General features: G+C 71.2%; 27 protein-coding genes and 1 riboswitch. Of the genes, 14 read left to right on the plus strand and 13 right to left on the minus strand.

Annotated elements, in window-relative coordinates; genetic code table 11:
* The first annotated feature begins 9 nt into the window (after window positions 1-9).
* From QLQ12_RS41430 to QLQ12_RS41440, 3 genes are all read left to right on the plus strand, one after another.
* Window positions 10-2,514 (plus strand): LuxR C-terminal-related transcriptional regulator, encoded by a 2,505-nt coding sequence (locus QLQ12_RS41430; protein WP_282766531.1) that lies wholly within the window; start codon window positions 10-12, stop codon window positions 2,512-2,514.
* Between the two features lie 32 nt (window positions 2,515-2,546).
* The gene (locus QLQ12_RS41435) at window positions 2,547-3,047 is read left to right on the plus strand and encodes a LuxR family transcriptional regulator (RefSeq protein WP_282766532.1); all 501 of its coding nucleotides are present in this window, start codon (window positions 2,547-2,549) and stop codon (window positions 3,045-3,047) included.
* A gap of 272 nt (window positions 3,048-3,319) precedes the next feature.
* Window positions 3,320-4,270, plus strand: a complete 951-nt coding sequence (locus tag QLQ12_RS41440) for a helix-turn-helix domain-containing GNAT family N-acetyltransferase (protein WP_282766533.1) — start codon at window positions 3,320-3,322, stop codon at window positions 4,268-4,270.
* Here the strand turns inward: QLQ12_RS41440 and QLQ12_RS41445 are convergent.
* Entirely contained in the window at window positions 4,161-4,934 is a 774-nt protein-coding gene (locus QLQ12_RS41445) for a lysophospholipid acyltransferase family protein (protein ID WP_282766593.1), read from the minus strand. The genes QLQ12_RS41440 and QLQ12_RS41445 overlap by 110 nt on opposite strands.
* A gap of 1,557 nt (window positions 4,935-6,491) precedes the next feature.
* Between QLQ12_RS41445 and QLQ12_RS41450 the strand changes: the two genes are divergently transcribed.
* The 3 genes from QLQ12_RS41450 (at window position 6,492) to QLQ12_RS41460 (ending at window position 8,869) form a co-directional block, all read left to right on the plus strand.
* The gene (locus QLQ12_RS41450) at window positions 6,492-7,001 is read left to right on the plus strand and encodes a hypothetical protein (RefSeq protein WP_282766534.1); all 510 of its coding nucleotides are present in this window, start codon (window positions 6,492-6,494) and stop codon (window positions 6,999-7,001) included.
* Window positions 7,002-7,625: 624 nt separating this feature from the next.
* Complete coding sequence (locus QLQ12_RS41455; protein WP_282766535.1) at window positions 7,626-8,321, plus strand: hypothetical protein; 696 nt, start codon at window positions 7,626-7,628, stop codon at window positions 8,319-8,321.
* Between the two features lie 150 nt (window positions 8,322-8,471).
* A riboswitch (guanidine-III (ykkC-III) riboswitch) is annotated at window positions 8,472-8,540 on the plus strand.
* Window positions 8,541-8,554: 14 nt separating this feature from the next.
* Window positions 8,555-8,869, plus strand: coding sequence for a DMT family transporter (locus QLQ12_RS41460; protein WP_282766536.1), 315 nt, complete (start codon window positions 8,555-8,557; stop codon window positions 8,867-8,869).
* 90 nt (window positions 8,870-8,959) lie between these two features.
* Here QLQ12_RS41460 and QLQ12_RS41465 read toward each other — a convergent pair whose 3' ends face one another.
* From QLQ12_RS41465 to QLQ12_RS41485, 5 genes are all read right to left on the minus strand, one after another.
* Complete coding sequence (locus QLQ12_RS41465; RefSeq protein WP_407651697.1) at window positions 8,960-9,688, minus strand: hypothetical protein; 729 nt, start codon at window positions 9,686-9,688, stop codon at window positions 8,960-8,962.
* A gap of 86 nt (window positions 9,689-9,774) precedes the next feature.
* Window positions 9,775-10,518, minus strand: coding sequence for a VOC family protein (locus QLQ12_RS41470; RefSeq protein WP_328518343.1), 744 nt, complete (start codon window positions 10,516-10,518; stop codon window positions 9,775-9,777).
* Complete coding sequence (locus QLQ12_RS41475; RefSeq protein WP_282766538.1) at window positions 10,515-11,258, minus strand: metallophosphoesterase family protein; 744 nt, start codon at window positions 11,256-11,258, stop codon at window positions 10,515-10,517. Before QLQ12_RS41475 ends, QLQ12_RS41470 begins: the two co-directional genes overlap by 4 nt.
* A gap of 95 nt (window positions 11,259-11,353) precedes the next feature.
* Window positions 11,354-11,938: a pyridoxamine 5'-phosphate oxidase family protein gene (locus QLQ12_RS41480; RefSeq protein ID WP_282766539.1), complete on the minus strand. Its 585-nt coding sequence runs from the start codon at window positions 11,936-11,938 to the stop codon at window positions 11,354-11,356.
* Window positions 11,939-12,147: 209 nt separating this feature from the next.
* Window positions 12,148-12,570, minus strand: coding sequence for a DUF6086 family protein (locus QLQ12_RS41485; protein WP_282766540.1), 423 nt, complete (start codon window positions 12,568-12,570; stop codon window positions 12,148-12,150).
* A 1,609-nt stretch (window positions 12,571-14,179) separates the two neighbouring features.
* Here QLQ12_RS41485 and QLQ12_RS41490 point away from each other — a divergent pair.
* The 4 genes from QLQ12_RS41490 to QLQ12_RS41505 all read left to right on the plus strand — a co-directional run bounded on the left by QLQ12_RS41490 (window position 14,180) and on the right by QLQ12_RS41505 (window position 16,107).
* On the plus strand, window positions 14,180-15,127 hold the full coding sequence (locus QLQ12_RS41490; protein WP_282766595.1) for a tyrosine-type recombinase/integrase: 948 nt from the start codon (window positions 14,180-14,182) through the stop codon (window positions 15,125-15,127).
* A 23-nt stretch (window positions 15,128-15,150) separates the two neighbouring features.
* On the plus strand, window positions 15,151-15,303 hold the full coding sequence (locus QLQ12_RS41495; protein WP_282766541.1) for a hypothetical protein: 153 nt from the start codon (window positions 15,151-15,153) through the stop codon (window positions 15,301-15,303).
* 247 nt (window positions 15,304-15,550) lie between these two features.
* A complete protein-coding gene (locus QLQ12_RS41500; protein ID WP_282766542.1) occupies window positions 15,551-15,829 on the plus strand; it encodes a hypothetical protein in 279 nt (92 codons plus the stop codon).
* On the plus strand, window positions 15,796-16,107 hold the full coding sequence (locus QLQ12_RS41505; protein ID WP_282766543.1) for a hypothetical protein: 312 nt from the start codon (window positions 15,796-15,798) through the stop codon (window positions 16,105-16,107). The genes QLQ12_RS41500 and QLQ12_RS41505 overlap by 34 nt, the downstream gene beginning before the upstream one ends.
* A gap of 213 nt (window positions 16,108-16,320) precedes the next feature.
* On the opposite strand, the gene QLQ12_RS41510 is transcribed toward QLQ12_RS41505, so the two are convergent.
* Together QLQ12_RS41510 and QLQ12_RS41515 are read right to left on the minus strand one after the other, a co-directional pair.
* A complete protein-coding gene (locus tag QLQ12_RS41510; protein ID WP_282766544.1) occupies window positions 16,321-17,322 on the minus strand; it encodes a HEAT repeat domain-containing protein in 1,002 nt (333 codons plus the stop codon).
* Window positions 17,316-17,972 (minus strand): HEAT repeat domain-containing protein, encoded by a 657-nt coding sequence (locus QLQ12_RS41515; protein ID WP_282766545.1) that lies wholly within the window; start codon window positions 17,970-17,972, stop codon window positions 17,316-17,318. The genes QLQ12_RS41510 and QLQ12_RS41515 overlap by 7 nt, the downstream gene beginning before the upstream one ends.
* A 159-nt stretch (window positions 17,973-18,131) precedes the next feature.
* Here QLQ12_RS41515 and QLQ12_RS41520 point away from each other — a divergent pair, with 159 nt between their 5' ends.
* Genes QLQ12_RS41520 through QLQ12_RS41530 form a run of 3 tightly spaced genes read left to right on the plus strand, consistent with a single transcriptional unit; the run spans window position 18,132 to window position 20,590 of the window.
* Entirely contained in the window at window positions 18,132-18,539 is a 408-nt protein-coding gene (locus tag QLQ12_RS41520; protein WP_282766596.1) for a YciI family protein, read from the plus strand.
* Complete coding sequence (locus QLQ12_RS41525) at window positions 18,536-19,672, plus strand: RNA polymerase sigma factor (protein ID WP_282766546.1); 1,137 nt, start codon at window positions 18,536-18,538, stop codon at window positions 19,670-19,672. The genes QLQ12_RS41520 and QLQ12_RS41525 overlap by 4 nt, the downstream gene beginning before the upstream one ends.
* Window positions 19,673-19,714: 42 nt before the next feature.
* Complete coding sequence (locus QLQ12_RS41530) at window positions 19,715-20,590, plus strand: aminoglycoside N(3)-acetyltransferase (RefSeq protein ID WP_282766547.1); 876 nt, start codon at window positions 19,715-19,717, stop codon at window positions 20,588-20,590.
* A gap of 69 nt (window positions 20,591-20,659) precedes the next feature.
* Here QLQ12_RS41530 and QLQ12_RS41535 read toward each other — a convergent pair whose 3' ends face one another.
* On the minus strand, window positions 20,660-21,079 hold the full coding sequence (locus tag QLQ12_RS41535) for an organic hydroperoxide resistance protein (RefSeq protein WP_282766548.1): 420 nt from the start codon (window positions 21,077-21,079) through the stop codon (window positions 20,660-20,662).
* A complete protein-coding gene (locus tag QLQ12_RS41540; RefSeq protein WP_282766549.1) occupies window positions 21,076-21,522 on the minus strand; it encodes a MarR family winged helix-turn-helix transcriptional regulator in 447 nt (148 codons plus the stop codon). The genes QLQ12_RS41535 and QLQ12_RS41540 overlap by 4 nt, the downstream gene beginning before the upstream one ends.
* A gap of 78 nt (window positions 21,523-21,600) precedes the next feature.
* Between QLQ12_RS41540 and QLQ12_RS41545 the strand changes: the two genes are divergently transcribed.
* Window positions 21,601-22,125 carry a GNAT family N-acetyltransferase gene (locus tag QLQ12_RS41545; RefSeq protein ID WP_282766550.1) on the plus strand — a complete coding sequence of 175 codons (525 nt, stop codon included), beginning with the start codon at window positions 21,601-21,603 and terminating at the stop codon, window positions 22,123-22,125.
* A gap of 48 nt (window positions 22,126-22,173) precedes the next feature.
* Here QLQ12_RS41545 and QLQ12_RS41550 read toward each other — a convergent pair whose 3' ends face one another.
* The 3 genes from QLQ12_RS41550 to QLQ12_RS41560 all read right to left on the minus strand — a co-directional run bounded on the left by QLQ12_RS41550 (window position 22,174) and on the right by QLQ12_RS41560 (window position 24,469).
* On the minus strand, window positions 22,174-23,094 hold the full coding sequence (locus QLQ12_RS41550) for a sigma-70 family RNA polymerase sigma factor (protein ID WP_282766551.1): 921 nt from the start codon (window positions 23,092-23,094) through the stop codon (window positions 22,174-22,176).
* A gap of 179 nt (window positions 23,095-23,273) precedes the next feature.
* Complete coding sequence (locus QLQ12_RS41555) at window positions 23,274-23,627, minus strand: DUF6204 family protein (protein WP_282766552.1); 354 nt, start codon at window positions 23,625-23,627, stop codon at window positions 23,274-23,276.
* A gap of 17 nt (window positions 23,628-23,644) precedes the next feature.
* Window positions 23,645-24,469: a sugar nucleotide-binding protein gene (locus tag QLQ12_RS41560; RefSeq protein WP_282766553.1), complete on the minus strand. Its 825-nt coding sequence runs from the start codon at window positions 24,467-24,469 to the stop codon at window positions 23,645-23,647.
* Window position 24,470: the final 1 nt, after the last annotated feature.

Consider the following 24,470-nt stretch of genomic DNA (forward strand, 5'->3'; position numbering starts at 1 on the left):
GGAGCGCAGGTGACGGACGAGCCAGAGGAGGCCGCCCGCACCGCATTGCGTCAACCCGGCCTCGTCGTGCTGACCGGCCCACCCGGCTGCGGCCGCACCACCCTGCTGCGCCGCATCGCCGCCGCCGTGGCCGGCCCCGTCCACCTCGGCGGCGGCCTCGCCATGCTGGCCGGCGTGCCCGCGCTGGCCCTGTCCCGGGCGGTCCGGGCCCGGCTGCCCGCCGACGACGTGCCGCTGCTCGCCGAAGCGGTCCGCTCCCGGGTCCGCGGCGGCCTGCTGGTCCTCGACGACCTGCAGCACGCCGACCCGGCCACCCTGGCCGCGTTGCCGCACCTGGCCCGCAGCTGCCGGGTGCTGGTCGCGCTGCGCACCCCGCACCGGCTCCCCGACGCCCTCGCCGCCGACCTGCGGGCCGCCGCGACCGCCTGGCTGCCGGTGCCGCCGCTGACCGCCGACGCCGCGTCCGCCCTGGTCCGGCAGACCTCCGGCGGCCTCGACGAGCAGACCGCCGCCGCCGTCGTCGCCCGCGCCGGCGGGAACCCCCTGGCGACCATCGCCCTGGCCCGGCAGGCCGCCGCCGGCCGCGCCCCGATCGGCGAGGACATCGACCAGGTGGCGTACGCGATAGCGACCGCCCTGGCCGACCTGCCCCGCCCCGCCCGGACCGCGCTGGCCGCGCTCGGCCTGCTCGGGCGCCCGGCCGCACCCGCCCTGCTCGGCACCGGCGCCGCCGACCTGCTGACCGCCGGCCTGGTCACCGTCGAACCCGGCGGCTCCCTGCTGCCGGTGTCGTCCTACCTGGCCGAGACCGCGGCCGGCCTGCTGGACGGCCCGGCCCGCGCCGACCTGCACGCCCGCCTGGCCGAGCTGACCCCGCCCGCGGAAGCCGCCCGGCACCTGGCCGCCGCCGGGGACACCGACGGGGCGTACCGCACCGCCCTCGCCGCCGCCGACCGTGCGGCCGGCTCCGAACGCGCCGGGCTGCTGCTGTTCGCCTGCGGCCTCGGCGGACGCGTCGACCCCCGAGTCCGGCTGGCCGCCGCCGACGCCGCCCTGGCCACCGGCCGTGCCGCCGACGCCGCCGAGGTGCTGCTGCCACTGGCCGCCACCGCCGGCCCGGAAACCGCCCTCTGGGGGCAACCACACCGGCCGGCCGCCCCGTTCGCCCTGGAAGCGGCCGTGCTGCGCGGTGAGGCTCTGCTGCAGTCCGGCGACCCGCACACCGCCCGCGACGCGGTCCGCCCGGTGCCCGACACCGCCGCCGCACCGGTCGTCGCCGCCCGCGACCGCGTCCTGCTGCTGAGCGTCCTGGCCACCGAGCCGATGACCGCTCTCGAACTCGCCGACAAGATCGCCGTCCGGCATCCGGACCCGCCGCCGGGCATCGCCGCCGCCCTCGCCGCGGTCCGCGCCACCCACCGGCTGCCCGGCTGGGACACCGCCCTGGCCCGGGCCGCCGACACCGGCGCCGACCCGCTGATCAGCCGCTGGTCGGCGTGGCTGCTCGTGGAACACCTCGCCGCCGAAGGCCGCCTCGTCGACGCCGCCGGGGCCGCCCTGCACGCCGCCGCCGCCGCCGGGGCCGCCCTCGCCTACGGCTGGCAGACCCGGTTCCTGGCCGCCGCCGACTGGGCGCTGGCCCTGCACGGCCCCGGCTTCCCGGCCGAACTGGCCTGGGACGGCACCGACGGCGTGCTGCGGCGGGCCGCGAACCTCACCGACCGGGCCCTGCCCGACCAGGCCCGCGCCTACGCCACCGCCGCGACCGCCCTGATCGAGGCCGACAGCGGACTGCTCGCGGCCGCGCGCGCCCGCCTGGAGAGCGCTCCGGCACACCCGGCGGCCGCCTGGGTGGCCCGGGAAGCGGCCTGGCTCGACGGCCAGCCCGACCGGGCCGCCCGCACCCCCACCGACGCCGGCCACGGGCTGCTCGCCGGCCTGCACGCGATCACCGCCCGGTGGGCCGCCTACGACCTCGGCGTCCCCGGCGCCGCGGCGATCCCGGTCGACCTGCCGGCCGCCGCCCGCCGCACCCTCACCGCCTGGGCCGTCGGCTCCGGGCTCGACACCGCCGCCGATAGCTGGCAGCCGGTCGCCCTGCGCGAACAGGTCCGCTGCCTGATCGCCGCCGGACTCACCAGCACCGACCGGGAACCCGCCGTGGCCGCCCTGCTGCGCGCCGAACAACTCGCCGACGCGGCCGGGCTCACCGTCCTGGCCGGGCGGGCCCGCCGCGGACTGCGCCGCCACCAGATCCAGCGCGACACCCGCAGCCCCCGCTCCGACGGCCGGCTCACCCGCCGCGAACTCGACGTGCTGCACCTGGTCGCCGCCGGCGAGCCGACCCGCCGGATCGCCGGCCAGCTGGGCATCTCCGCCGAAACCGTCGACACCCACATCCGCGCGAGCATGCGCAAACTCTCCGCGCGTACCCGTACCGAGGCCGCCGCTCTGGCCTTCGCCACCACCCCGGCGAGGACCGAACCCTTCGAAACCAGCGAGGATGGCCGGTGATAAGACAGCCCGACGATGCTCCACGCCACGTAGTGGCAACCTCAGCCGAAGCCGACACGGTGCTGCGCCGACTGGCCCGCGACGGGTGGACAGCCCGGGCCGGGTTCGCCCTGCCCGACCCGTCGTGGGACGTCGGCGCCGCCCGCCTCATCCTGCACGGCCGCATCGGCGACGACGACCTCGAAACCGCCCAACTCGCCGTCCTCGCCGCCGCCCGCGGCGCCGGCGTCGTCGCCATCTGCGACGCCGAATCGGCCGCCGGCCGCGCCCTCATCGACGACCTGTCCCGGCTCGGCCCGCTGCACCGCGGCATCGACGGCACCGACCTCATCGCCAACCTGATCCCGGAACAACGCGCCCTGCTCGACCGCCTCGCCGCCGGCGACACCATCGCCGCCGCCGCGGCGGCGGAATTCCTCTCCCTGCGCACCGCCAACCGCCGCATCGCCGAAGCCAGAACCCTCTTCGGGGTACGCACCACGCGCGAAGCCGTCCTGGCCTACCTCCGCCAGCGCCAGCGCGCCCCCGAGTGATCCCGGCGCGGCAACCACCGGCCCGTTCCCCACAGACCCTCCGGCACACGCGCAGACCGCGACATCCGACCGACACCCCGGCACCCGGGCACGCCGCCCCGCGCCTGCCGACCGGCCACCGGCCGTTTTCCACAGCCCCGCACCTCGGCGAGCCCCGCGCCTGCCATGCGGTCAACCGGCCACTGGCCGTCCGGCTGTCCCACCGCTGACCGTCCGGGCATGCCACCTCGATATGTCTGACTCCGATCCGGAGCGGGATCTAGCATCGGCTGGTGGAGGTCGAGCAGATCGAGCGGATGCGTGACTTCAACCGCTACTACACCCTGCGCCTCGGCGTGCTCACCGACCGGTACCTGGGTCAGGCCCGGCCGTTCGGCCAGGCGCGGCTGCTGTTCGAAATCGGCGACGGCAGCGACCTGGGCGAACTGTGCACCCGCCTGGACGTGGGCGCCGGCTACCTGCAAGACATGCTGCGCGCCCTGCAGGAACAGGGCCTGGTACAGATGCGGGACCAGGTCGCCGAACTCACCGACGCCGGCCGCCGCGAACGCGCCGACCTGGAGGAACGCTCCAACGCCGGCATCGCCGCCCTGCTCGGCGAACTCACCACCGGCCAGCGCGAACGCCTCATCAGCGCCCAGGACGAGATCCGCCGCGTGCTGCGGGCCGCGGCCGTCGTCGTCGAGGCGGTGCCACCCGGCTCCGCCGTGGCTCGTGACAGCCTGGCCCGTTACGCCGCCGAACTCGACACCATCTTCCCGGAAGGCTTCGACGAATCCACCCTGACCCGCCCGGAGGACGTGACCGGCACCCAACTGGTCGCCTTCGAAGACGGGCATCCCGTCGGCTGCGGCCTGTGGATCCGCCTCGGCCCCGGCATCGCCGAGATCCGCCACCTGTGGGTGGCCCCGGAGGCGCGGGGCCTCGGACTGGGCCGCAAACTGCTCGCCCGGCTGGAGGTCGACGCCGTCAACCACGGCATCGACACCGTCCGCCTGGGCACCCATCCACTGCTGACCGAGGCGCTGGCCCTCTACCGGACCAGCGGCTACACCAACATCGGCGGCTACAGCGACGTCCCGTACAACCAGCTCGCCTTCGAGAAGGTGCTGGTCAGTGCATCCGCCGCCGCACCCGGGACAGGTCGTGCGGCCGCGACGTATCCACCGTCCGCGGCATCTGCATTTCGCCGAGCCGCAACGGAGTCAGGGTCTCGTCGATAGCCTCCATGATCAGCCGGGTGCCCTGCATGGCCTGCGCGCCCGGCGACCCGGACCCCGCGCCGGCAAGATCAACCGCCCGGTCCCCGAACCGCACCTGCACCACCGGCCGCCGCACCAGGGCCTTGACCAAGGCACGCCCGAGCCCTTTCGGCGCCTCCCACGGAATCACGGCATGCGTGCCCCACTGCGCGACCGGCAGCACCGGCGCCCCCGACAGCTGCGCCATCCGTGCCGTGCCGGTCTTGCCCCGCTCCGGCCACATCCACGGATCCAGGCCGATGCGCCCCTCCGGATACACCAGCACCGCCGAGTTCTCCGCCAGAGCCTTCGCAGCCACCGGCAGCGCGTCAGCAACGTGCATCGTGTTGCGATCCACCCGGATATGCCCACAATGCCGCATCACCGCCCCGACCACCGGCGTCCGGAACACCCCACCCGTCGCCATGATCCGCGGAACGACCCCCGCCTTGTGGCAGGCCGCCATGAGCACAACTGGATCGAACGGGCTGACATGATTGGCCGCGAGAATCACCGGCCCACCCCGCAACTCCTCCGGCACACCGTTCGTCACACGAAGCCGGGCCAGCGGGAACACCACGATCCTCGACAGAGCGAGCAACAGCCGCCATAGCCGCGGCACTCGCCAAACAGGTGACGTGTCCATGAGGCTCGAATAATCGCACGCCCACAAGGCCTTCCTCCATCCGCCTTCACCCGCCAGTCCACTTCCCGACCACCACACCTCACCGCCCGTCCCCCCAAACGCCACACACCCCTCCGCCCTCACACACCGCCCCCACACCCGTCAGCCCGTCCGACAGCGACCACCACGCGGCCCGCTCGCCCGCACCGGCTCACCCGACAGCCACCCTCAAGCCCGGCGGGCACCAACCACCGCGGCCTACTCTCACGCACCGCCTCACACCGACGGCCCCCGTCAGCCCGTCAGCCCGTCAGCCTGTCAGCCTGTCGGGCAGCGGCACCCGGGCGGCCCGCTCTAGCACTGCCCTCACCCGTCGGCCACCGTTCGGCCCGCCTGTGAGCAGCCATCGCGCGGCAGGCTGTGCCTCACCGTCAACCCGTCAGTCACCGTCAACCCGTCTGGCAACCGGGCCGTCAGCCTTCAGCCGTCAGCCACCGCGGCCACCACGGCACCGCCCTCGGCCTCGTTCAGTCCTTCCTACAGCGGCCACCGAATAGCAGCTGCCCATCACCGCTCGGCTGCTTCTCGGCGGCTTCGCGCGAATGTGGGAGTACCTCGGCAACGGTGTGAACGTGGCACCAACCCCGTGCCTGTCGGCCTTCGGGTGAGTTGATCTGCTGGCCGTGCGGATGCGCTGTTTCAGGTCCGGGTCAACCGCGGAATCGCACGCCAGCAGATCAACACCTGGTGGGGGTGGCCGCAATCCGGAAGGCGTCGGGATCCGGGTCGATGGTGGGCGGTTCTACCGGCTGGCCGTGAGCGCGCCTCGGCCCGCTCGGATCCGCACTCCCGACCGGCCCGCCAAGGCCTCCTTGGGCCCGTCGCGCCCGTTACGCCCGTCGCGCCCGTCACGCCGCCTTGGCCACCGTGCGCTCGTTGACGCGCACTCCCGCAAATGGTTCCTCGGGCACGCTAGACGTCCCGCTTCCCCTGTGACCGTGTTCCGGAGCATGGTGTGTTCCGGAGTTTTGACACCCGTTGTGGGTGTCAGCAACACCCACAACGGGTGTCAAAACTTCAGGAGACAGTGGCGCTGCGGGCGTTCTTTCCGCCGCCTTTGAGGCGTTCGCGCCCCGCCGGCTTGAGGAGTGGGCGACCCCCGTAGGGAAGGAGCACGGCGGCCTTGCCGCCTTTGAGGCCTTCGGTGACCCGTGGGGCAGAGCACGGCGGCCTTGCCGCCCTTGAAGCGTTGGGCGAGCCGTCGGGCAGAGCACGGTTCACTGTGCCGTGGCTGGTCTGCACCGGTCCCGCCATGACGGGGCGACCCTGCCCCACAGAAGTTCGGCCGGCGGCGGGGGACCATCTCGCTAACGGTGGCGAGTGGTGGTGCGATGGTCTGCACTGGCCTTGCCGGAGGGCACTGCCGGGGGCGGGTAGGAGGCGCTACTGCGAGGTGCCGCTGCGAGGTGCGATGCGCTACTGCGAGGGTGAGGGTGAGGGCCCGGCCGGCGGCGGGGGAGTGGGGGCCCGGCGAGGGGTGATCGATACGCTGGCGGCATGGCCGGAAACGTGCAGGCGTTGCTGCTGAAGACCTCCGAACAGAAGCCGCGCCGGGCAGCGCTGCCTACCGTCCCGTTGGCCGCTGACAGCGGGTTGGTGCTTTTGCCGCTAACAGAAGAGATCGTCGCGAGCGTGGTGCCGACCGCGGCGGACGACCCGCCCGTGGACGGCTTCTACGAACTGGCGACCGGGGTCGCGGAATGGGCGCGCCGGCAGTCGATGGACGGCGATGTGGCGTACCTGCATAGCGAGTTCTTCGGAGGCGGCGGGTTCCATGCGGCGATGGCATGGCGCGACGGGGCAGTCGCGTGGGGGCCGCTGTTCACGGCAACCTCCGACGGCGAAGCGGAGGACCACTACGCGACAGTGACCGACCTTCGTGACATGGCGGTCAACGTGATGCTGCGATGGTGGGGCGTGCAGCGGGCAGACCAGATCGACGAGTTCACCGCCGCCGGCTTGAGCCGCTGCCGGTGGACGCAGGAGTGGGCGGCACTGATCGCCCCGGAGCCGCCCACCGCGGTGTGAGCATCGGTAGGCGGCACCGCACACCGCACCGGTAGATGACACCGCACACCGCGGTGTGAGCACCCGGTAAGCGGCACGGCCCTCCACGGTGAGCACTGCGACAAAGCAATGTGAGCGGTCTACGTGAGCTGGTCAGCCGAAGGCGTTCAGACCTGTGGTGTGACGGTCGGTCCTGGCTCCACCCGGGCGGGGCAGCTCCAGTCGGTCCCAAAGCCGACCCGGGGCGGCCCAACAAAACCGCAGCCCAGCGCTCCCCGCGCCCCTGATGCTCCTCTTGAGGGGTCGGGCCACGTAAGCCCCCCGGGTAAAGCCGATCTTGAGGGTGGGGCCATACTGAGCCGTCGGGATGAAGCCAGGCGGGACCATCAGAACCAGACCTGACGGCTCGTGCGAGGGTGACCGGAGGCCGCGAGAACCTGAGCGGTCAGGGGGCCGGAACCGATAAAACCTGAACTGTCCACGGACCTGAACCGTTCGCGAGGACCTGAACTGTCCACGGGCGGTCCGAAGGCCGTCAAGGTCACCATCGGAGGCCGTCAGATCGCTGCGGGGTGGTCGCGCCCCCAGGATGTACCCGGCCGCAAAACCGGGACGACGCGGCCACGGATGGCCGACGCTGTCGGCATGACGATCCCGCAAGCCTCGCGGCGTACCGCCGCTCTCTCGTTTCTGCGATGCTGCGCGACAGCGGCCATGACCGCGACGTGCGCCCTCACCGCCGGCGCGACCGCCGTCCAGGCGGCCCCGGACATCTCACCGCCCACCCGGGAGGCGCCGCTGACCGCCGGCCAGCTAGGCGCCGCGTCGCTCGCCGGCAGGTCGCCCGCCACCTGGGCGCCCGCGCAGAAGCCGTTCGCTGACAAGCCGCCCGCCACGGCACGGCTCACGAAAGCACAGCGGAAAGTACTGGTCGAGGCGACGCGGCGCTACCACGACGTGGACCAGGCACTGGCCGACGGATATCTGGCCACCGACCACTGCGTGCCGGGAATGGGCTGGCACTACGCCCACCCGGGACTGTCCGCCGACGCGGCGATCGACCCGGTCTGGCCGGAGGTGCTGCTGTACGTCCCCGGCCGGGACGGCAGCCCACAACTCATCGGTGTCGAATACTTCAAAGCCGACGCCGACGGCAGTCTCACGACCGACAGCGACCGGCCCACCCTGTTCGGCAACGCGTTCAACGGCCCCATGGCCGGCCACGAGATGCCGCCCGGCGCCCCGCCGATGCCGGTCCACTACGACCTGCACGTGTGGCTTTACACCGACAACCCGGCCGGCGAACTCGCCATCGAGAACCCTCAGGTCACCTGCCCGTAAGCACACCGACGTTCACCTCGATCACGCGCCCGCAAGCGGCTCGGGCCCCACCCCGATCACCGGCTCGCGGGCGCGCCCGGAAACGGTGAGTTCGGCCACCACCACAGCCTGCCCACCTGCAGGCCCGTCATCGAATGGCTACTCTCAGAGACGGCGCCCGCGATCGTGGGCGCCCCGGACGAGTGCGTGTCGTACCCGGCCTGACAAGACGACCGCCCTTGAGGTGATCTGTCATGGCCTGGCTCGTTCTTGTCATCTCCGGCCTGCTCGAGACCGTCTGGGCGATCGCCCTGGACCGCAGCGCCGGCTTCACCCGCCCCGCACCCACCGCCGTCTTCGCGACAGCACTGGCGCTCAGCATGCTCGGCCTCGGTTACGCCCTGCGCACCATCCCGGTCGGCACCGGCTACGCCGTGTGGGTCGGCATCGGCGCGGTCGGCACCGCCCTCGTCGGCATGATCGCCCTCAACGAGCCCGCCAGCCTGCCGCGCATCGTCTGCCTGCTGCTGGTGCTCTGCGGCGTAGCGGGCCTCAAATACTTCCACTGACCGGCACCGCTCGCCCACACAGCCCGCCTACCGATCCCGGGCCACGATCCCGGGCCACGATCGCAGCGGCCCGGGAACACCGGCACCGGATCAACCCGCCTCGCCCAACTCCGCCAGACGGGCCTCCACCTCGGCGAGCTCGGCCCGCAACCGCTGCGCCTGCTGCTCAGCCTCGGCCCGCTCAGCCGCCACGATCTGCTCGACCGCCTCCTGCACACCAGGCACATCGATCAACGACACCATCTTCAGCGCCTCCGCCGGCCGGATCACATAAGGCCGGGCCAACGCCTTCGCCCCCTGATTGGCCGCCACCGTCCACTCGCCGTCGCCATAAGCCAGCGTCACGGTCAGGCCCGGCGACGCTTTCGCCCTCGCCGGCCGAGCCGCCTTACGGGGAGCCGCCACCTCGTTGCCGCCCTTACCGTCGGTCACCGCAACACTGTCCTCACTTGTCTTCTTGGTCCGCTGAACGGGCGGCTTGACCGGCAACGGCTTGTCGATCAGGAACGCCGGCCCGGACAGCACCGGCTCCGGCGGCTCCACCACCACAGGCGCCACCTTCTTCGGCGCCGGCCCCTTCGGCGCGACCCGCAGGTCACTGGGGGAGAAGGGCAGCTCGTCACGCCCGAACTTGACCACCACCCACTCATCCGACACCGCCGGATCATCGAGCCCCACCACCTGCCCGATCTGCCCGGCAATCTGCCCAGCCGCCTCCGTGAACTGCACCCGCGGCTTCCGGCCGGCCGCCAGCGCCTCCCGGATCTGCTGCAGCTCCTCCGCGGACAGCCCACCGGTTTCCACGCCTGCCGCCGTCATCACCCCACCACCTTCGAACGCCTGTATCAGAGCGGCTTCTTTCTACCAGCCACCACCGACAAGAACCGCACACCACACCGAAGTGATCATGCAGGCAACGGCGAACGCCCCGTCACGCAATACTCCCGGCCAGCCGGATCCCGCAACGTCGTCCAGTCACCCGGCACCCGCCGCACCACCACCGCACCCCACCCGACATGCCGCTCCACCTCGGCATCCACGTCATCACACGCCAGATCCACATGCACCCCGGCCACCTCACCACCGGTGCGCTGCAACAACAACCGCAACCCCAACCCCGCCGGCCGCTCCAACCAGGAGAACTCCGGCAGATCCGACGACCGCCGCTCCCACCCGGTCACCGCCGCCCAGAACCCGGCCTCCCGGTCATGCACCGCCCCAGGAAGATCCAGACACAACTGATCCACCACACTGCTCTGCCCACCCGGCCACCGCACCGGCGCCGGCCGCCGCCGCTCCCCGCCCCACCGCACCAGACAGAACACGATCCCCGCCGGCGACCGCGACACCACCAGACCATCCTCGGCCGCGACCAGCGTCGCACCCAACGCCGCCACCTCGGCCGCTGCCGCAGCCACATCGTCCACGTGCAGATCCAGATGCGCCCGCGCCGGAGAATCCCCGACCACCTGCACCCGCAGACACGCATCCCCGTCCCCGGGCAGCAGCGTCGCGAACGCCCCGCCACCCCGCCGCGCCGACAACCCCCACCCCGTCACCGCCTGCCAGAACGACTCGACCCCAGGATCCGGACCGCCACCCGCACCACCCGGAGTGTCCAAGAACCCGGTCACCCACCGCACGATCACGCCACCACCCGCCCCGTCCGCATCGCCGACGCCACATCCGGACGCCCGAAACCCTCAGCCAGCCGCGCCGCCGAATCCCACGGGTACACCACCGACCGGAACACCACCTCCCACCGCCCCGACACATCGTCGACCACCGCATACCGCGCATGCGGCGACCCGGCCTCCATCCGATGCGGGTACGGCTGCTCATCCTCATAAGCCGGCCACCCCACACTGCCCGGATTCACCACCAGAGCCCCACCCGGCAACCGCATCGACCCGGGCAGGTGAGTGTGCCCACACAGCAGCAACGAATACCCACCCACCTCACCGAGCCGCTCCACGACCTCGTCCACCGTCGACTCCCGCACCCCACCCGGCTCCACCGTGTGCAGCAGATACCGCAGATCGTCGCTGGGCGTACCGTGAAATGCCAAAACCCCGGGAACGGGGGAGAGAACCGCCGGCAGCGACCGCAGCCACGCCAGATGGTCCTCGGAGAGGACCGCCCGGGTAAGCCGGTCAGCCATCCCGACCCGATCCGGCCCGAACGTCAGCAACTGCCGCTCATGATTCCCCGCGACCGTCGCCAACCCCACCCCCATCAACCGGTCCGCGGTCTCCGCCGGCCGCACATAACCCGACAGCAGATCCCCGCAATTCACCGTCACATCCACACCCTCGGACCCGATCGCCGCCAGCACAGCGTCGAGCGCCGGCAGATTGCCATGGACATCGGAGATCACCGCAATACGCATCCGGCCATCCTGCCCACCGCCCGCCACGAGGCATCGCCGCACCCCTCAACCCGCCGTCGCCTGAAGCCCGCGACCGGCTCCCCACCGCGCGACCGCTACACCAGCGGAGGCAGGGGGAGAGGCACCCCCGGCAACCCGTCCATGCTGCTCGCGATGTAATCCTTCTTCGCGAAATACGCGCTCAACGACGCGTCATCCTCCCGCGCGAAACGCTTCGCGTGCAGATCACGATCACCGTCGTACGTCATGAAAGGAACCGCATAACCGCACGAATCCCGAATCACCTCAGCCCGCACAACGATGATCGCCCGCAACCCGTGCAGGGTCACATCGATATCGGGAAAGAACCCGACCAACTCCGCCCACCGCACGTCATCACGAAACACCGCCTCACCCCGGCCATGAACCCGCACGATGTTCGGCGGCCCCTGAAACGCACACCACATCAACGTGATCCGGCCGTTCTCCCGCAGATGAGCCACCGTCTCCGCGTTACTGCCCGCGAAATCCAGGTACGCCACCGTCATCTCGTCCAGAACCGCGAACGACCCCCGCAACCCCTTCGGCGACAGATTCACCCTCCCGTCGCCGTCCAGCGGCGCCGTCGCCGTGAAGAAGACCGGCTGCTCCTCGATGAACTCCCGCAACCGGCCCGAAATCGACTCATGCATCTTCCCCATGACGCCATTCTCGACCCAAGGTCAACCGACACCCATCCACCAGCCGGGTACGCCCACCACCGCTACACCAGAAGCCCGGCCTCCACCAAACCCAACGGAGCCCACCACCCGGCACCGGCACACCCATGCCGCGGACCCATCGCCCGTACACCGCACGAACCTGCACCCGCAGCCGGCCACCGAAACTCCACAACAGCCGACCACACCGGCTAGACCGGCATCGCCCTCGACTGCACGCCCGCCAACTCCAGCAGCCGAGCACCATCACCCAGCGCGCCGACACCACTCGAACCCACCGAAACATCACGGGGACTCAACGACACCTCCGCCCGCAGCGACGGCAACTCCCGGCCCGCACGCTCCACCATCACGATCGCCGTCACCAGCCACCCCTCCAGCAACGACCGCAGAACTTGATGACTCGACGACCGATACTCCAGCACCAGCGCATCCACGAAACGAACGAACACGTCCACATCGATCGCGTACTCGTCAGCCCACATCCCACCGATCCCCGACGGCAACCCCACCAGCGAAGACACCACCTCCGACGTACGCACGAACAACACCGCCACCCGACTCGACGGATTCCACAGAGAGTTGCGATCACCGTCGTTGAAGTACTGACTCATCCCACTCCACCCCGTCCACCCGCCGACCGCAGCACAGTAACCGGCAGGGGAGCAGCCCACAGACCGCGACAGCGCAACGACGCTTGATCACCGCGCCGACGCTCTGGGCGCCCGGCGAATCACACCGACCAGCAGCGGAAAGTAGCCGGGCCCAGCCCGATCCACACCCGACACCGCCACCGGCGGGAGACCGACCGACCAACGGCCAACTCGAGACCCACAGGGGGAGCGGCCTCCGCTCGACTCTCTCGACATCGCTCTGGGCCCACCCGGACGGGCACGACACCCCACCTTGTGGCGCCCGAGCCGCCCCGCGCGGGCATCGCGAATATTGTCGGACCCATCCCGGACCTGGCCATCCCGGTCGAAGAGGGCGACCTCGATCCGCCCGCAGCCACAACGGCGGGGAGATGGCCCACGCGCGACAGCGGCGTGTTCGCGCTTATAGGAGCTCGACGGCGTGCTCCCGTGTGGGAGCGCGGGTGCACTCGTCCACGAGATTCCCGAACCGTCCGCTTCCGGCGTTCGCCTAGTGGCCTGGCTGCTGTTGGGCCCGGCTACGCGAACTGGCTGTGCGAACCGTCCTGCCGACAGCCTCTCCTCAGGCCCCGATCGCCCACGAATTTATCAGGTCGATAATGAGCATTATGTCAACCTATCTCCAGAAGGGGCTCCGGAAGCCCTCTCCTATGCACCGTTGAGAGATGCAGTCGTAGTAGAGGGATGCCGCCGTAGCCCCAGCCACGTCACCCGAACTCTGCTGGCCGCCGACATTGCTGGTGGGCTCGAGCAGAAGATGCAGCCCGGGACGAAAGATGCAGCCGTAGCCAAGCCGCGACATGCCGAACTCATAGCACGCCTAAGCGACGGCCGACCGCCGTGCGTGAGCGACGGCCGACCGCACAGCGAGCGCGCCGGCCCGGTTGGCCTGGCGCTTCTGGTCGGTCGCCTGCCTGGCGGCCGGCTGTCGCTCACGCACGTCACCGATCGACGATGGCACCTCCCGGCTACGGCTAGGCCCGGCCGGGCTGCTGCGAGCCGTAGCGGAGACGCGCTAGGCCTCGCTCTTAACGTCGCAGGGCGACGGCTCGCCGTCGGGTGAACGGCGGGCGAGCTTGCCGGTGGCGGCCAGCCGTCGCCGAGACGCGCTATCGCCGGCTCGTGACGTGCGTGAGCGACGGCTGGCCGCAGTTGGCCCCCTGTCAGACCCAGCGAGCCGTCGCCGGGACGTGTTGATGACGACGCATAACGCGACTGAGCGACCGCCGACAAAGCTGGGCGGCTGCCCAGCGGCGGCGATGACGGCGGCTGCGCGGGCTGCGACCGCGACCTCTGCGCCCGCGGCTGCGGCGGCTGTACAGCCACAGCCGTCGGTGGCTGTGGCGAGGCTGGGCGTGTGGGTGCCCCGCTTCCCCGGCTGGGTGGTGGGCGCTGGGTGGCGCGAGGTGGCGGCCTGGAGGGTCGGAGCGCTCAGTGGTGGATCTGGTGGCGTGGCGGGGCGCGACTGGCAGGGGTTATTTGGGGTGTAAACGGTCATAAGTCATCTTCAGGCGCGATGGATCATGGTGGGACCAGCGCAAACGCCGATAATTGCTGCATAATATGCCTTATGCAGCATATGTCAATCACTGAGTTGATCGACGACTTCCTGGCCGCGCGTGCCACGAGGAAACCTTCGGTGCACACGCTGTCGGCGTACCGCCGGGATCTGAATCTGGTGGTGGGTCTCGCCGAGCCCGCGCCGCTCACCGTGAGTGACCTCTCCCCTCGCGTGCTGCGGGCCGCGTTCGCGCGGTTCGCAGCCGACCGCTCCCCCGCCTCGGTGTCGCGGGCCTGGTCGTCGTGGAACGCGTTCTTCACGTTTCTGGTGACCGAGCAGGTGGTGGCCGGCAATCCGATGTCGGCGGTGGACAAGCCGCGGCAGTCGGTGCTGGTGCCGAAGCCGTTGCGGGGTGAGGACACTCCGGAGGTGCTGTTGCGGGCGGTGAGCACGAAGGACGAGACGCAGCGTGATCCGTGGCCGGAGCGGGATGTGGTGGTGCTGGCGCTGGCGTTGTGTGCGGGGCTGCGGTTGTCGGAGATGCTGGCGTTGCGGGTGGGTTCGGTGAGTGGGCGTGCCGGTGAGCGGCGGGTGGAGGTGGCCGGTAAGGGTGGGCGGCCGCGGACGGTGCCGATCGAGGATGGGCTGGATGCGGCGGTGGCGCGCTATCTGGACAGTCGGCGGGTGCGGTTCGGGCGGGTGGCGGCGACGGCTCCCCTGTTGGTGGATCGGCGGGGTGGGGCGTTGCAGCGGGGTGGTCTGCAGTATCTGGTGCGGTCGTGTTATCGGCGTGCGGGTATCGGTGACCGGGTGCCGCGGGGTGCGCAGTTGCATGCGTTGCGGCATACGTTCGCGACGCGGTTGGCGGAGGACGGGGCGAACGCGTCGGAGATCATGCGGTTGCTGGGGCATGCGTCGTTGGCGACGTCGCAGTCCTATATCGAGGTGACGGCGGAGCAGCAGCGGGCGGCGGTTCAGGCTAACCGGACGAATCGGGTGTTGAGTGAGTTGGGGTGACGGTGGTCTGTCAGAATCCGGGCATGACTGACGAGAGGTTCAGCCGGCGGTCGCTGTTCGGGCGGATTCTGCTGGTGGCGGGTGGTGCGGCGACGCTGTTGACGCTGACCGGGTGCCCGGGTGGCGAGCCGGATGACGACGATGACGATGACGGGGGCGGGGAGGACGACGATTGATGTTGTACGGAATTGACGGCCGTTCCCGGTAGCCACTACTCCCCCGGTCCTCCGCGCGAGGTTCCGCCCGGGTCAGGGCCGTAGCGCGGCCACCGGGCGGAATCCGATACTCACGGCACACCCGCGGTCGACTTTGGTAGCTACTGCGGTCCCGCGGTGTGTGGGCATGCGGGTTGTCGGGTTGTGGGCGCTGGCGACGTGGTGCGCCGAGTGTGTGTGTGGTGGGTTCACGGTCGCGGAGTACCCGTTGGTGCTGCTGTTTCTGGGGCCGTTGTACGGCAGTGTGGCGGTGCTGATCCGGGAGGTGGCGCGGCGGCGCGGTGGTGGCTGGCCGGTGATGGTGTTGCTGGCGGCGGCGTTCGGGCTGGTGCAGGCCGGTGTGGTGGATCAGTCGCTGTTCGATCGTGGGGCGCTGGCGGGTACGCGGTTCGCGCAGTGGAATCGTGAGGCGGGGCGACGCGGGTGCCGTGGCCGGGTTTCAGTGCCGAACAGTTGTTCGATTTCGTCGGTAACCATGTGTGGCTGAGTGTCTGTGCGCCGATCGCGGTGGTGGAGGCGTGTGTCGCCCCGGCGCGGCGTGAGGTGCCGTGGTTGGGCCGGCGGGCGGTGGTCGTGCTGGTGGTGCTCTATCTGGTGAGCAGCCTGATGATCTGGTCGGAGTCCGGTCGGGTGCTGTCGGCGGCGCAGGGCGTGTTCGTTGCGGTGGTGGCCGCGATGGTGTGGCGTCCTTCTCCCCCGCCGGTATGGGGTGTGCATCCGTTGGTTCTGGGTGCGCTGGTGCTGGGGGCGCATGTGGCGAGCTGATTCGCTCGGCGCGCGGTGGCCGGGGGCGGTAGCGACGGCATGTGGTGGCGGGGTGGGGTGCCGGTCTGGTGGCGGCGGCGGGTGCGGCGTTTCTGCATCCGCCGTATCAGGCGGCGGCGCCGTGGTTGGCGGTGGCCAGTGACGTGGGCGGTGCGGTGTTGGTGGCGTCGTTGCTGGTGGTGGCGTATCGGCGGGCTGGTGTCGGTGAGCCGGTCATGGGGCGTGCGCTCGGGTGAGGGCTGCGGCGAGGAGGGCGACGGTCCGGTCGGCGTCGTGGGTGAGCCGGTGCAGGGTGGGTCGTGCGGCGTCGGGCGGCATGTCGGCGAGGGCCTGGGTGAGGCGGATCCGGGTCGCGGAGTCGGCGGTGGGTGCGGTGAGTTCGTCGGTCAGTGCGGTGAGGATCTGGTCGGTGTGTGCGGGGTCGTGTGCGAGTGTGCCGAGGATGTCGGCGGCGTCGACGTCGTTGGTGCCGGTGGCGACCATGGTGACGAGGGTGGGTACGGCTGTGGTGGCGCCGCGGAGGCCTGCGGCGAGGGCGGCGTGTGCGCGTACGGCGGGGTCGGGGTCGTCGAGGGCGCGGGTGAGGATCGCGGTGGCGTGGTCGCCGGGTATCTCGGCGATGGCGCGGACGGCGCGGCGGCGGGTGTCGGGGTGGGGTGCGGTGGTGGCGGGTGCCAGGTGGGTGAGGGCGTCGTCGCCGGTGCGGGCGAGGGCCCAGTGGAGGGCGCCGGCGACGTTGGGGTCGGTTTCGGTGAGGATCGCGTCGGCGAGTAGTTCGGTGGGGACCGGGGTGTCGTCGGTGGGGGCGAGGATGGCCTGTTGGCGGCGGGCGGCGTGGGGTGAGTGGAGGCCGTGCAGGAGTTCGACGATGCGCAGGACGCCGGGCCAATCGTCGGGTGTCGAGGCGTCGACGGTGCGGAGTCGGTCGAGGAGTTCCTGTTGTTGCCGGAGGCGGTGTTCGGTCTGCCGGATGAGGTCGGCGACGAGGGTGGCCGGGGTGAAGGCGGGGTCTTGCAGGGCGCGGGCGATCTGGCGTAGGGACAGTCCGAGGGTTCGCAGGCTTTCGACGTGGAAGATGCGGCGGATGTCGTCGGTGGAGTATTCGCGGTAGTTGCCGTGGGTGCGGCCGGTGGGTTGGACCAGGCCGAGGGTGTCGTAGTGGCGCAGCATGCGGGTGCTGACCCCGCAGCGGCGGGCGACGTCGCCGATCAGCACGGGGTTTCTCCGGTGGGGTCGGGTTGCTGGGGGCCGAGGGCGACGATGCGGATGGCTTCGTCGATGTCGGGGGTGAAGGCGGCGTCGGGGTCGTGCAGGAGTCGCCGGGTGGCGTGGGCGTGTGCGCGGACGGTGGGGTCGTGGTTGGTGAGTGCGGTTGTCAGGGCGGGTTCGGCGGCGTCGGCGAGGGTGGCGATGGCGCGGCTGAGGCTTAGTCGCAGGGTGCGGTCGCCGCGGCCGAGTTGGGTGGTCAGTTCTGCGGCGAGGGCGGGGTGTTCGCTGGTGGGCGCGAGGATGACGGCGGCGCGCCAGGCGCTGCGGGCGACGTCGTCGTGGGGGTCGTGCAGCAGGGTTCGGGTGATCGCGGGCCACGTGCCGTGGTCGCCGATCTTGGAGAGTGTGTGGAGTGCCTGGCTGCGGGCTTGTGGGTTCGGGGAGTGGAGTTCGGTGAGGAGCCGGGGCACGGTGGTCTCCGGGGGGAGGCGGGTCAGTGCCCAGGTGAGCATGTCGCGGACGAAGAAGTCGGGTTCGGTGGCGCATCGGGTCACGAGGGCGTCGGTGTGGGTGGGGTCGGCGTGGGTGCCGGCGGTGAGGGCTGTCTGGAGCCGGGTGGACGGGTTGGGGTCGTTGAGGGTGTCGAGCAGGGTCATGGGGACCACCTCCGGCGTCCCAGTGAAGACCTTGTCACAGTGTCAAGGTCAAGTTCGGGTCGGTGGTGGAGGCGGAGAAGTTTTTTTGCGCGGGGGTGTCGAGATGGTGGTTACGGCGGCGTCCCTGTGGTGGAACTGCCGAACCTGAGGGAGTACGAGATGGCGAAATACCTGTTGCTCAAGCACTACCGTGGCGCGCCGGCTCCGGTCAACGATGTGCCGATGGCCCGGTGGACGCAGGAGGAGATCACCGCCCACGTTCGGTACATGCAGGATTTCGCCGCCAAGTTGGAGGGCACCGGTGAGTTCGTGGACGGTCAGGCGCTGTCTCCGGAGGGGACGTGGGTTCGTTCCGATGGGGAGGGGCGTCCGCCGGTGACCGATGGCCCGTTCGCGGAGACGAAGGATCTGATCGCGGGGTGGATGGTGATCGACGTCGAGTCCTATGAGCGGGCGGTGGAGTTGGCCGGTGAGTTGTCGGCGGCTCCGGGTGCCGGTGGTGAGCCGATCCATGAGTGGCTGGAGGTGCGTCCGTTCCTGTCGGAGGCGCCTACGGTGACCGAGTGAACGAGTCTGTGCTGCGGGACTTGGTGCCCGCGGTGATCGGCATCCTCGTCCGTCGCGGTGTTGATTTCGCGGCGGCCGAGGATGCCGTGCAGGATGCGCTGGTCGAGGCGGTGCGGGTGTGGCCGGGTGAGCCGCCGCGGGATCCGCGGGGCTGGCTGGTCACGGTGGCGTGGCGCAAGTTTCTCGATGCGGTGCGTGCGGATGTGTCGCGGCGGCGGCGTGAGGAGCGTGTCGAGGGTGAGCCCGAGCCGGGTCCGGCTGTGGTTTCCGATGACACGCTGGCGCTGTATTTCCTGTGTGCGCATCCGTCGTTGACGCCGGCGTCGGCGGTGGCGTTGACGTTGCGGGCGGTGGGTGGTCTGACGACGCGGCAGATCGCGCAGGCTTATCTGGTGCCGGAGGCGACGATGGCGCAGCGGATCAGCCGGGCCAAGCGGACGGTGTCGGGGGTGCGGCTGGATCGGGCCGGTGATGTCGGCACGGTGCTGCGGGTGCTGTATCTGGTGTTCAACGAGGGCTATTCCGGTGATGTGGATCTGGCGGCGGAGGCGATTCGGCTGACCCGGCAGTTGGCGGCGGGGGTGCGGGAGCCGGAGGTGGGGGGTCTGCTGGCGCTGATGCTGTTGCACCATGCGCGGCGGGCGGCGCGGATCGGGCCGGACGGTCGTCTGGTGCCGCTGGCGGAGCAGGATCGCCGCCGGTGGGACACCGCTTTGATCGCCGAGGGGGTGGTGGTGTTGCAGGCGGCGTTGTCGCGGGATCGGCTGGGTGAGTTCCAGGCGCAGGCGGCGATCGCGGCGTTGCACGCCGATGCGCGTAGTACCGGGGAGACCGATTGGGTGCAGATCGTCGAGTGGTACGACGAGGTGGTGCGGCTCACCGGCAGTCCGGTGGCCGAGTTGAACCGGGCGGTGGCGGTCGGTGAGGCGGACGGGCCGCGGGCGGGGCTGGCCGCGCTGGCGCGGTTGGATGCGGGGTTGCCGCGGTATGCGGCGGTGGCGGCGTATCTGCATGAGCGTGACGGTGATCTGGTGGCGGCGGCGCGGCTTTATGCGGAGGCGGCGCGGGTGGCGTCGAATCTGTTGGAGCGGGAGCATTTGACGCGGCAGGCGGCGCGGCTGCATGCGCGCTGATATTCCGGCGACATCGCATGGATGGGTGGGCATACTTGCGCGGTGACTGAGGACCTTTCGCGGCCGGCGACGCCGGAGCAGCAGCCGGATGAGCCTGGGCAGCAGCAGCCGGCGGCCGGGGCGCTGGAGCGGGAGCAGGCGATGCCGCACACGGCGGTGTCGTTGGCCGCCGATCTGCGGGCGCTGGGGCTGGCGGCGGGTGACACGGTGCTGGTGCATGCGGCGTTGCGGTCGCTCGGTTTCGTGGCCGGGAGCGCGCACGCGGTGGTGCTGGCGCTGCTGGACGTGCTGGGTCCGGAGGGCACGCTGGTGGTGCCGACGCACACGTCGTACAACTCCGATCCGGCCGGGTGGAGCAATCCGCCGGTGCCGGAGTCCTGGTGGCCGGTGATCCGGCGGGAGAACCCGGGGTTCGACCCGGTGTTGTCGTTGAGCCGGTGGATGGGTGTGCTGGCGGAGACGGTGCGGACGTGGCCGGGCGCGATGCGCAGTTCGCATCCGCAGGTGTCGTTCGCGGCGCTGGGTGCGCGGGCGGCGGAGATCGTGGGGACGCATCCGGTCGAGGACGAGCTGGGTGATGGTTCGCCGTTGGGTGCGGTGTACCGGCTGGGTGGCAAGGTGCTGTTGCTCGGGTGTGGGCATGCCAACAACACGTCGCTGCATCTGTCGGAGTGCCGGCAGGAGCAGCCGAAGATGGACGCCAACGGTGCGGCGGTGCGTGATGTCGACGGTGTGGTGCGGTGGGTGACGTGGACGGCGCCGGCCACGGATTCCGGTGATTTCGCGGAGCTCGGTGCGGCGTTCGACGTGGTGGGGCCGGTGGCGATGGGGAAGGTCGGTAATGCGACGGCCCGGTTGATGCCGCAGCGGGATCTGGTGGATTTCGGTGTCGGGTGGATCCGGGAGCACCGGCGCTGAGCGAGGTGTTGCGACGACGACCAGGGCCGGGCCGCTGAGAAAGGCGGCCCGGCCCTGGTCGTGTGTGGCTCAGGCGAGGTTGATCTGGACCTCGACGTTGCCGCGGGTGGCGTTGGAGTAGGGGCAGAGCTGGTGGGCGGCGTCGAGGACGGCCTTGGCGGTGGTCTCGTCGAGGCCGGGCAGTTCGGCTTCGATGGTGACGCTGAGGCCGAAGCCGCCGGTGGGCAGGGGGCCGATGCCGACGTCGACGGTGATGGCGGTGTCGACGAGGGTGACCTTCTGGTGGCTGGCGACGCGCTTGAGGGCGCTGTGGAAGCAGGCGGCGTAGCCGGCGGCGAACAGCTGTTCGGGGTTGGTGAGGGCGCCGCCGGGGCCGCCCATCTCCTTGGGGATGGCCAGGTCGAAGTCGAGGACGCCGTCGCTGGAACGGACGTGGCCGCTGCGGCCCTCGCCGGTGGCGGTGGCGGATGCGGTGTAGAGGGTGCTCATGGTTGTCCTTCGCGGGGGGTGTCGGCTGTGCCGCGGGCGCGGTGCAGCAGGGTGTGCAGTTGGGTGAGTTCGTCGGTGGTGAGGCCGGTGGCGCAGGCGAGGGCGTGGCTGAGGTCGCCGATGTCGGTCTGCAGGCGGGTGCCGGTCTCGGTGGGGTGGATCCAGACGGTGCGTTCGTCGTGGGTGCCGCGCTGGCGGCGCAGGTGTCCCTGGGTCTCGAGGCGTTTCAGCAGAGGGCTGAGGGTGCCGCTGTCGAGGCGCAGGGCGCGGCCGAGGTCACGGATGGTGGTGGGGCCGTCGTGCCAGAGGACGCGCATGACGAGGTATTGCGGGTAGGTCAGGCCGTGGGGGTCGAGGTGGGGCCGGTAGAGCGCGGTCATCGCGCGGCTGGCCGCATAGAGCTGGAAGCAGATCATCCGGTCCAGGGCGGTGCTCTCACGCATGCCAGAACAGTAGCGCCCAATCTAGTTGTGCACAACTGATCGGTGCCGGGAGTCACCACCGTGTGTGATCATGCGGCCATGGCGTTCATCCGCTTCCTCAAGCTCTCCCCCGCCGCGCTGGCCGCCCTCGTCGCCGGAGATCTCGACACCGCGAGCGCCGCGGCCGGGCACCCGCTGAGCCCGTTCCTGGTCGACGAGAAGTGGCTGTGGGAGATACGGCTCGCCGACATCGCGGTCAACCCGCAAGCCGGGGACTGGATCGCGCGAGCGGTCATCGCCGAACCCGAAGGGGTGGTCGTCGGTCACGGCGGCTTCCACGGGCCACCGGACGCCGACGGGGTGGTCGAGGTCGCCTACACGGTGGCGCCGGAGCACCGGCTGCGCGGGTACGCCACGGCGATGCTGGCCGAACTGCTGCGGCGCGCCGACGCCGACCCCCGCGTCAGCGCGGTGCGGGCCAGCATCCGGCCGGACAACATCGGCTCGAAGAAGGTGATCGCGGGCTTCGGATTCCGCAAGATCGGTGAGCAGTGGGACGCGACCGACGGGCTGGAGGACGTCTACCTGCGCCCGGCCACCGGCGAACCACCGGCGGCCGGCTGACGAACCAGGCCGGCGGGGCCGCCGCGACAGCCCCGCCGGCGCCGCGTGTCACGCGGCGGCGGCCCACCGCTGGCCGTGCACGTCGGTGGCCGACAGCCGGCTGCTCATGGTGCTGCGCGCGGCGATCTGCGCCGTGTAGGCGGCCCGGCGGCGTGCCACACAACCGTCCTTGGCGGCCGGGCCGTTCTGCTGCTCCATGTGGGTGTTGAGACCGTCACGCAGCAGTGCCAGGGCCTCGGTGCGCAACTGCGACACCCGCGACTCGGTCACGTTCAGCTCGGCGGCGACCTCCGACAACGGCCGCTCCTGCAGGAACGACGCCTCGACGACGAACCGCAGCCGCTCCGGCAGCACGGTGACCGCGTCGTGCAGGTAACCCAGGCGCTCCCGATGCAGCAGCATCTCCTCCGGGTTCATCGAGTTCTCGGTGACCATGTCCTCGGCCGAGCCGGCGGTGAACCCCTGCAACGACAGCACCGCGGCGCGCTGCACGTCGTCGTCGACGCTGGACAGCTCGTTGACCGCGACACCGAGCAGCTCGGCCAGCTCCTCGGCGGTCGGGGTGCGGCCCAGCTGGCGGGTCAGCTCCTCGCGGGCCACGTCGGCACGCCGAGCCCGGGCCCGCACCGAGCGGCTGGCCCAGTCCATGCTGCGCAGCTCGTCGAGCAGGGCGCCGCGGACCCGGACGGCGGCGAACCGGCCGAACGGGATGCCGCGCTGCGGATCATAGGCCTGCGCGGCCGTCACCAGCGCGGCATAGCCGGCCGAGGCGAGATCGTCGCGGTGCACATGCGGGGGCACCCGGAACAGCATCTCGCGGACCATGTGACCGACCAGCGCCATGTTGTCGCGGATGAGCTGCTCCTGCTCCCCGGTTACGACCCGGTCGGCCGCGCCCGGGCCGGTGGCGTCGGCGGGCGGGGCGGCAGCGTCGCGGGTGACGGACTGAAGCTGGGCGGTAGCGGTCATTTCGATTCCCCCTGTGTCGGCTGACCGGCGTTCAGGAGGAACTTTTCGCGGCTACGGGTGCAACAGGCAGGCACTCTCGGTTGCCGCTTGGTTGCACTGCTTTTTTCTTCTCAAGTCGGCGTCACACCGCTCGCCCACCACCGGCCGCGGACGGGCCACCACCCGCGGCCGGCGCGGTCTCAGCCGTGGAGCCTGCGGCCGCGTTTACCCAGCGGCACCTCCGACAGGTCCACGGTCTGCGAGGTGATCCGCTTGAAGCCGTACCCGCGCTCGGTCATCCAGGCCGCCGCCTTCGCCTCGGCCCGCTCGGTCACCCGCGGCACCTCACGCTCGTCATCGACGCGCTCCCCGAACCGGAAGCAGAAGAACGGCCGCGCCGCCAGGTCGTAGGTGAGGTGACCCTCGGCGGTGTAGTCGACCGCGAGGATGTCGCGGTGCTGGTCACCGGCGGCGATCAGCTCCGCCTTCTGGGCGTCGGACAGGTTGTCGAAGGACCCGCGGACGGTGACGCGGATCGTGCGGCTGGCGCTCATCGCGTCAGTATCGTGAACTACCCCGCGGCGCTGCCAACGAATTCCGCCGCCCCGCGCAGCCGCACCCGCAGCAGCCTCGCCGCCCGGTCGGTGACCAGCCGCAGATCGGCCGGCCGCGACAGGCCCAGCGCCGCCAGGCTGGCCGCCGGAACGGCCGCCGGGTCCAGGCCGTCCCGGCGGGCCACCAGCACCCCCAGGTCGTAGCGGCTGACCGCGTCGGCGCCGGCCACGTTCAGCACCCCGGCATAGTCGTTGCCGGCCAGTTCCAGCAGAGCGTCGGCCAGGTCGTCGACGTGCACCGGCTTACGGATCTCGTCGGTGAACAGGCCACCCGCCACCCGCCCGGCGATCAGATCATGGGTCAGCCGCTCGTGAGCGCCGCCGCCGTCGCCCAGGATCAGCGACGTGCGCACGACGGCCGCGGCCGGGACGATCGCCCGGACCGCGGTCTCGGCCGCCGCCTTCGCCGCCCCGTAGGCGTAGACCGGGTCGGGCCGGGCGTCCTCGTCGTACACGCCGAGCCGGCCGCTGAAGATCGCGTCGCTGGAGACGTGCACCAGCCGGACCCCGGCCGCGGCCAGCGCCACATGGGCGGCGCCGTCAGCGGTCGACGGCCAGTCGTCCCGGTCACGGCCGGCGGCCGCGTGGATGACCGCGTCCGGCGCCACCTCGGCGATCACCCGGCGCACCTGCGCCGGGTCCCGGATGTCCAGCCGCACGGTCGCGGTCGCCGCCGGCGCGGACACCCAGGTGCCGACCGCGTCCCAGCCCGCGGCCGCCGCGCGGCGCATGACACGGCGGCCCAGGCAGCCGTTTCCTCCGGTGACCAGCAGGCGTCTCACG

Origin of the sequence: Actinoplanes sandaracinus, from assembly GCF_030009775.1 — a bacterium.
Lineage (GTDB): Bacteria > Actinomycetota > Actinomycetes > Mycobacteriales > Micromonosporaceae > Actinoplanes > Actinoplanes sandaracinus.

Bases quoted from the DNA above. Each gene is read 5' to 3' on its own strand.
- QLQ12_RS41520 (WP_282766596.1), top strand. From the start codon at position 18,132: ATGGCGAAATACCTGTTGCTCAAGCACTACCGTGGCGCGCCGGCTCCG.
- QLQ12_RS41455 (WP_282766535.1), top strand. From the start codon at position 7,626: ATGACGATCCCGCAAGCCTCGCGGCGTACCGCCGCTCTCTCGTTTCTG.
- QLQ12_RS41495 (WP_282766541.1), top strand. From the start codon at position 15,151: ATGACTGACGAGAGGTTCAGCCGGCGGTCGCTGTTCGGGCGGATTCTG.
- QLQ12_RS41490 (WP_282766595.1), top strand. From the start codon at position 14,180: ATGCAGCATATGTCAATCACTGAGTTGATCGACGACTTCCTGGCCGCG.
- QLQ12_RS41540 (WP_282766549.1), bottom strand. From the start codon at position 21,522: ATGCGTGAGAGCACCGCCCTGGACCGGATGATCTGCTTCCAGCTCTAT.
- QLQ12_RS41480 (WP_282766539.1), bottom strand. From the start codon at position 11,938: ATGGGGAAGATGCATGAGTCGATTTCGGGCCGGTTGCGGGAGTTCATC.
- QLQ12_RS41515 (WP_282766545.1), bottom strand. From the start codon at position 17,972: ATGACCCTGCTCGACACCCTCAACGACCCCAACCCGTCCACCCGGCTC.
- QLQ12_RS41545 (WP_282766550.1), top strand. From the start codon at position 21,601: ATGGCGTTCATCCGCTTCCTCAAGCTCTCCCCCGCCGCGCTGGCCGCC.
- QLQ12_RS41535 (WP_282766548.1), bottom strand. From the start codon at position 21,079: ATGAGCACCCTCTACACCGCATCCGCCACCGCCACCGGCGAGGGCCGC.
- QLQ12_RS41475 (WP_282766538.1), bottom strand. From the start codon at position 11,258: ATGCGTATTGCGGTGATCTCCGATGTCCATGGCAATCTGCCGGCGCTC.
- QLQ12_RS41550 (WP_282766551.1), bottom strand. From the start codon at position 23,094: ATGACCGCTACCGCCCAGCTTCAGTCCGTCACCCGCGACGCTGCCGCC.
- QLQ12_RS41445 (WP_282766593.1), bottom strand. From the start codon at position 4,934: ATGGACACGTCACCTGTTTGGCGAGTGCCGCGGCTATGGCGGCTGTTG.
- QLQ12_RS41460 (WP_282766536.1), top strand. From the start codon at position 8,555: ATGGCCTGGCTCGTTCTTGTCATCTCCGGCCTGCTCGAGACCGTCTGG.
- QLQ12_RS41485 (WP_282766540.1), bottom strand. From the start codon at position 12,570: ATGAGTCAGTACTTCAACGACGGTGATCGCAACTCTCTGTGGAATCCG.
- QLQ12_RS41555 (WP_282766552.1), bottom strand. From the start codon at position 23,627: ATGAGCGCCAGCCGCACGATCCGCGTCACCGTCCGCGGGTCCTTCGAC.
- QLQ12_RS41465 (WP_407651697.1), bottom strand. From the start codon at position 9,688: ATGACGGCGGCAGGCGTGGAAACCGGTGGGCTGTCCGCGGAGGAGCTG.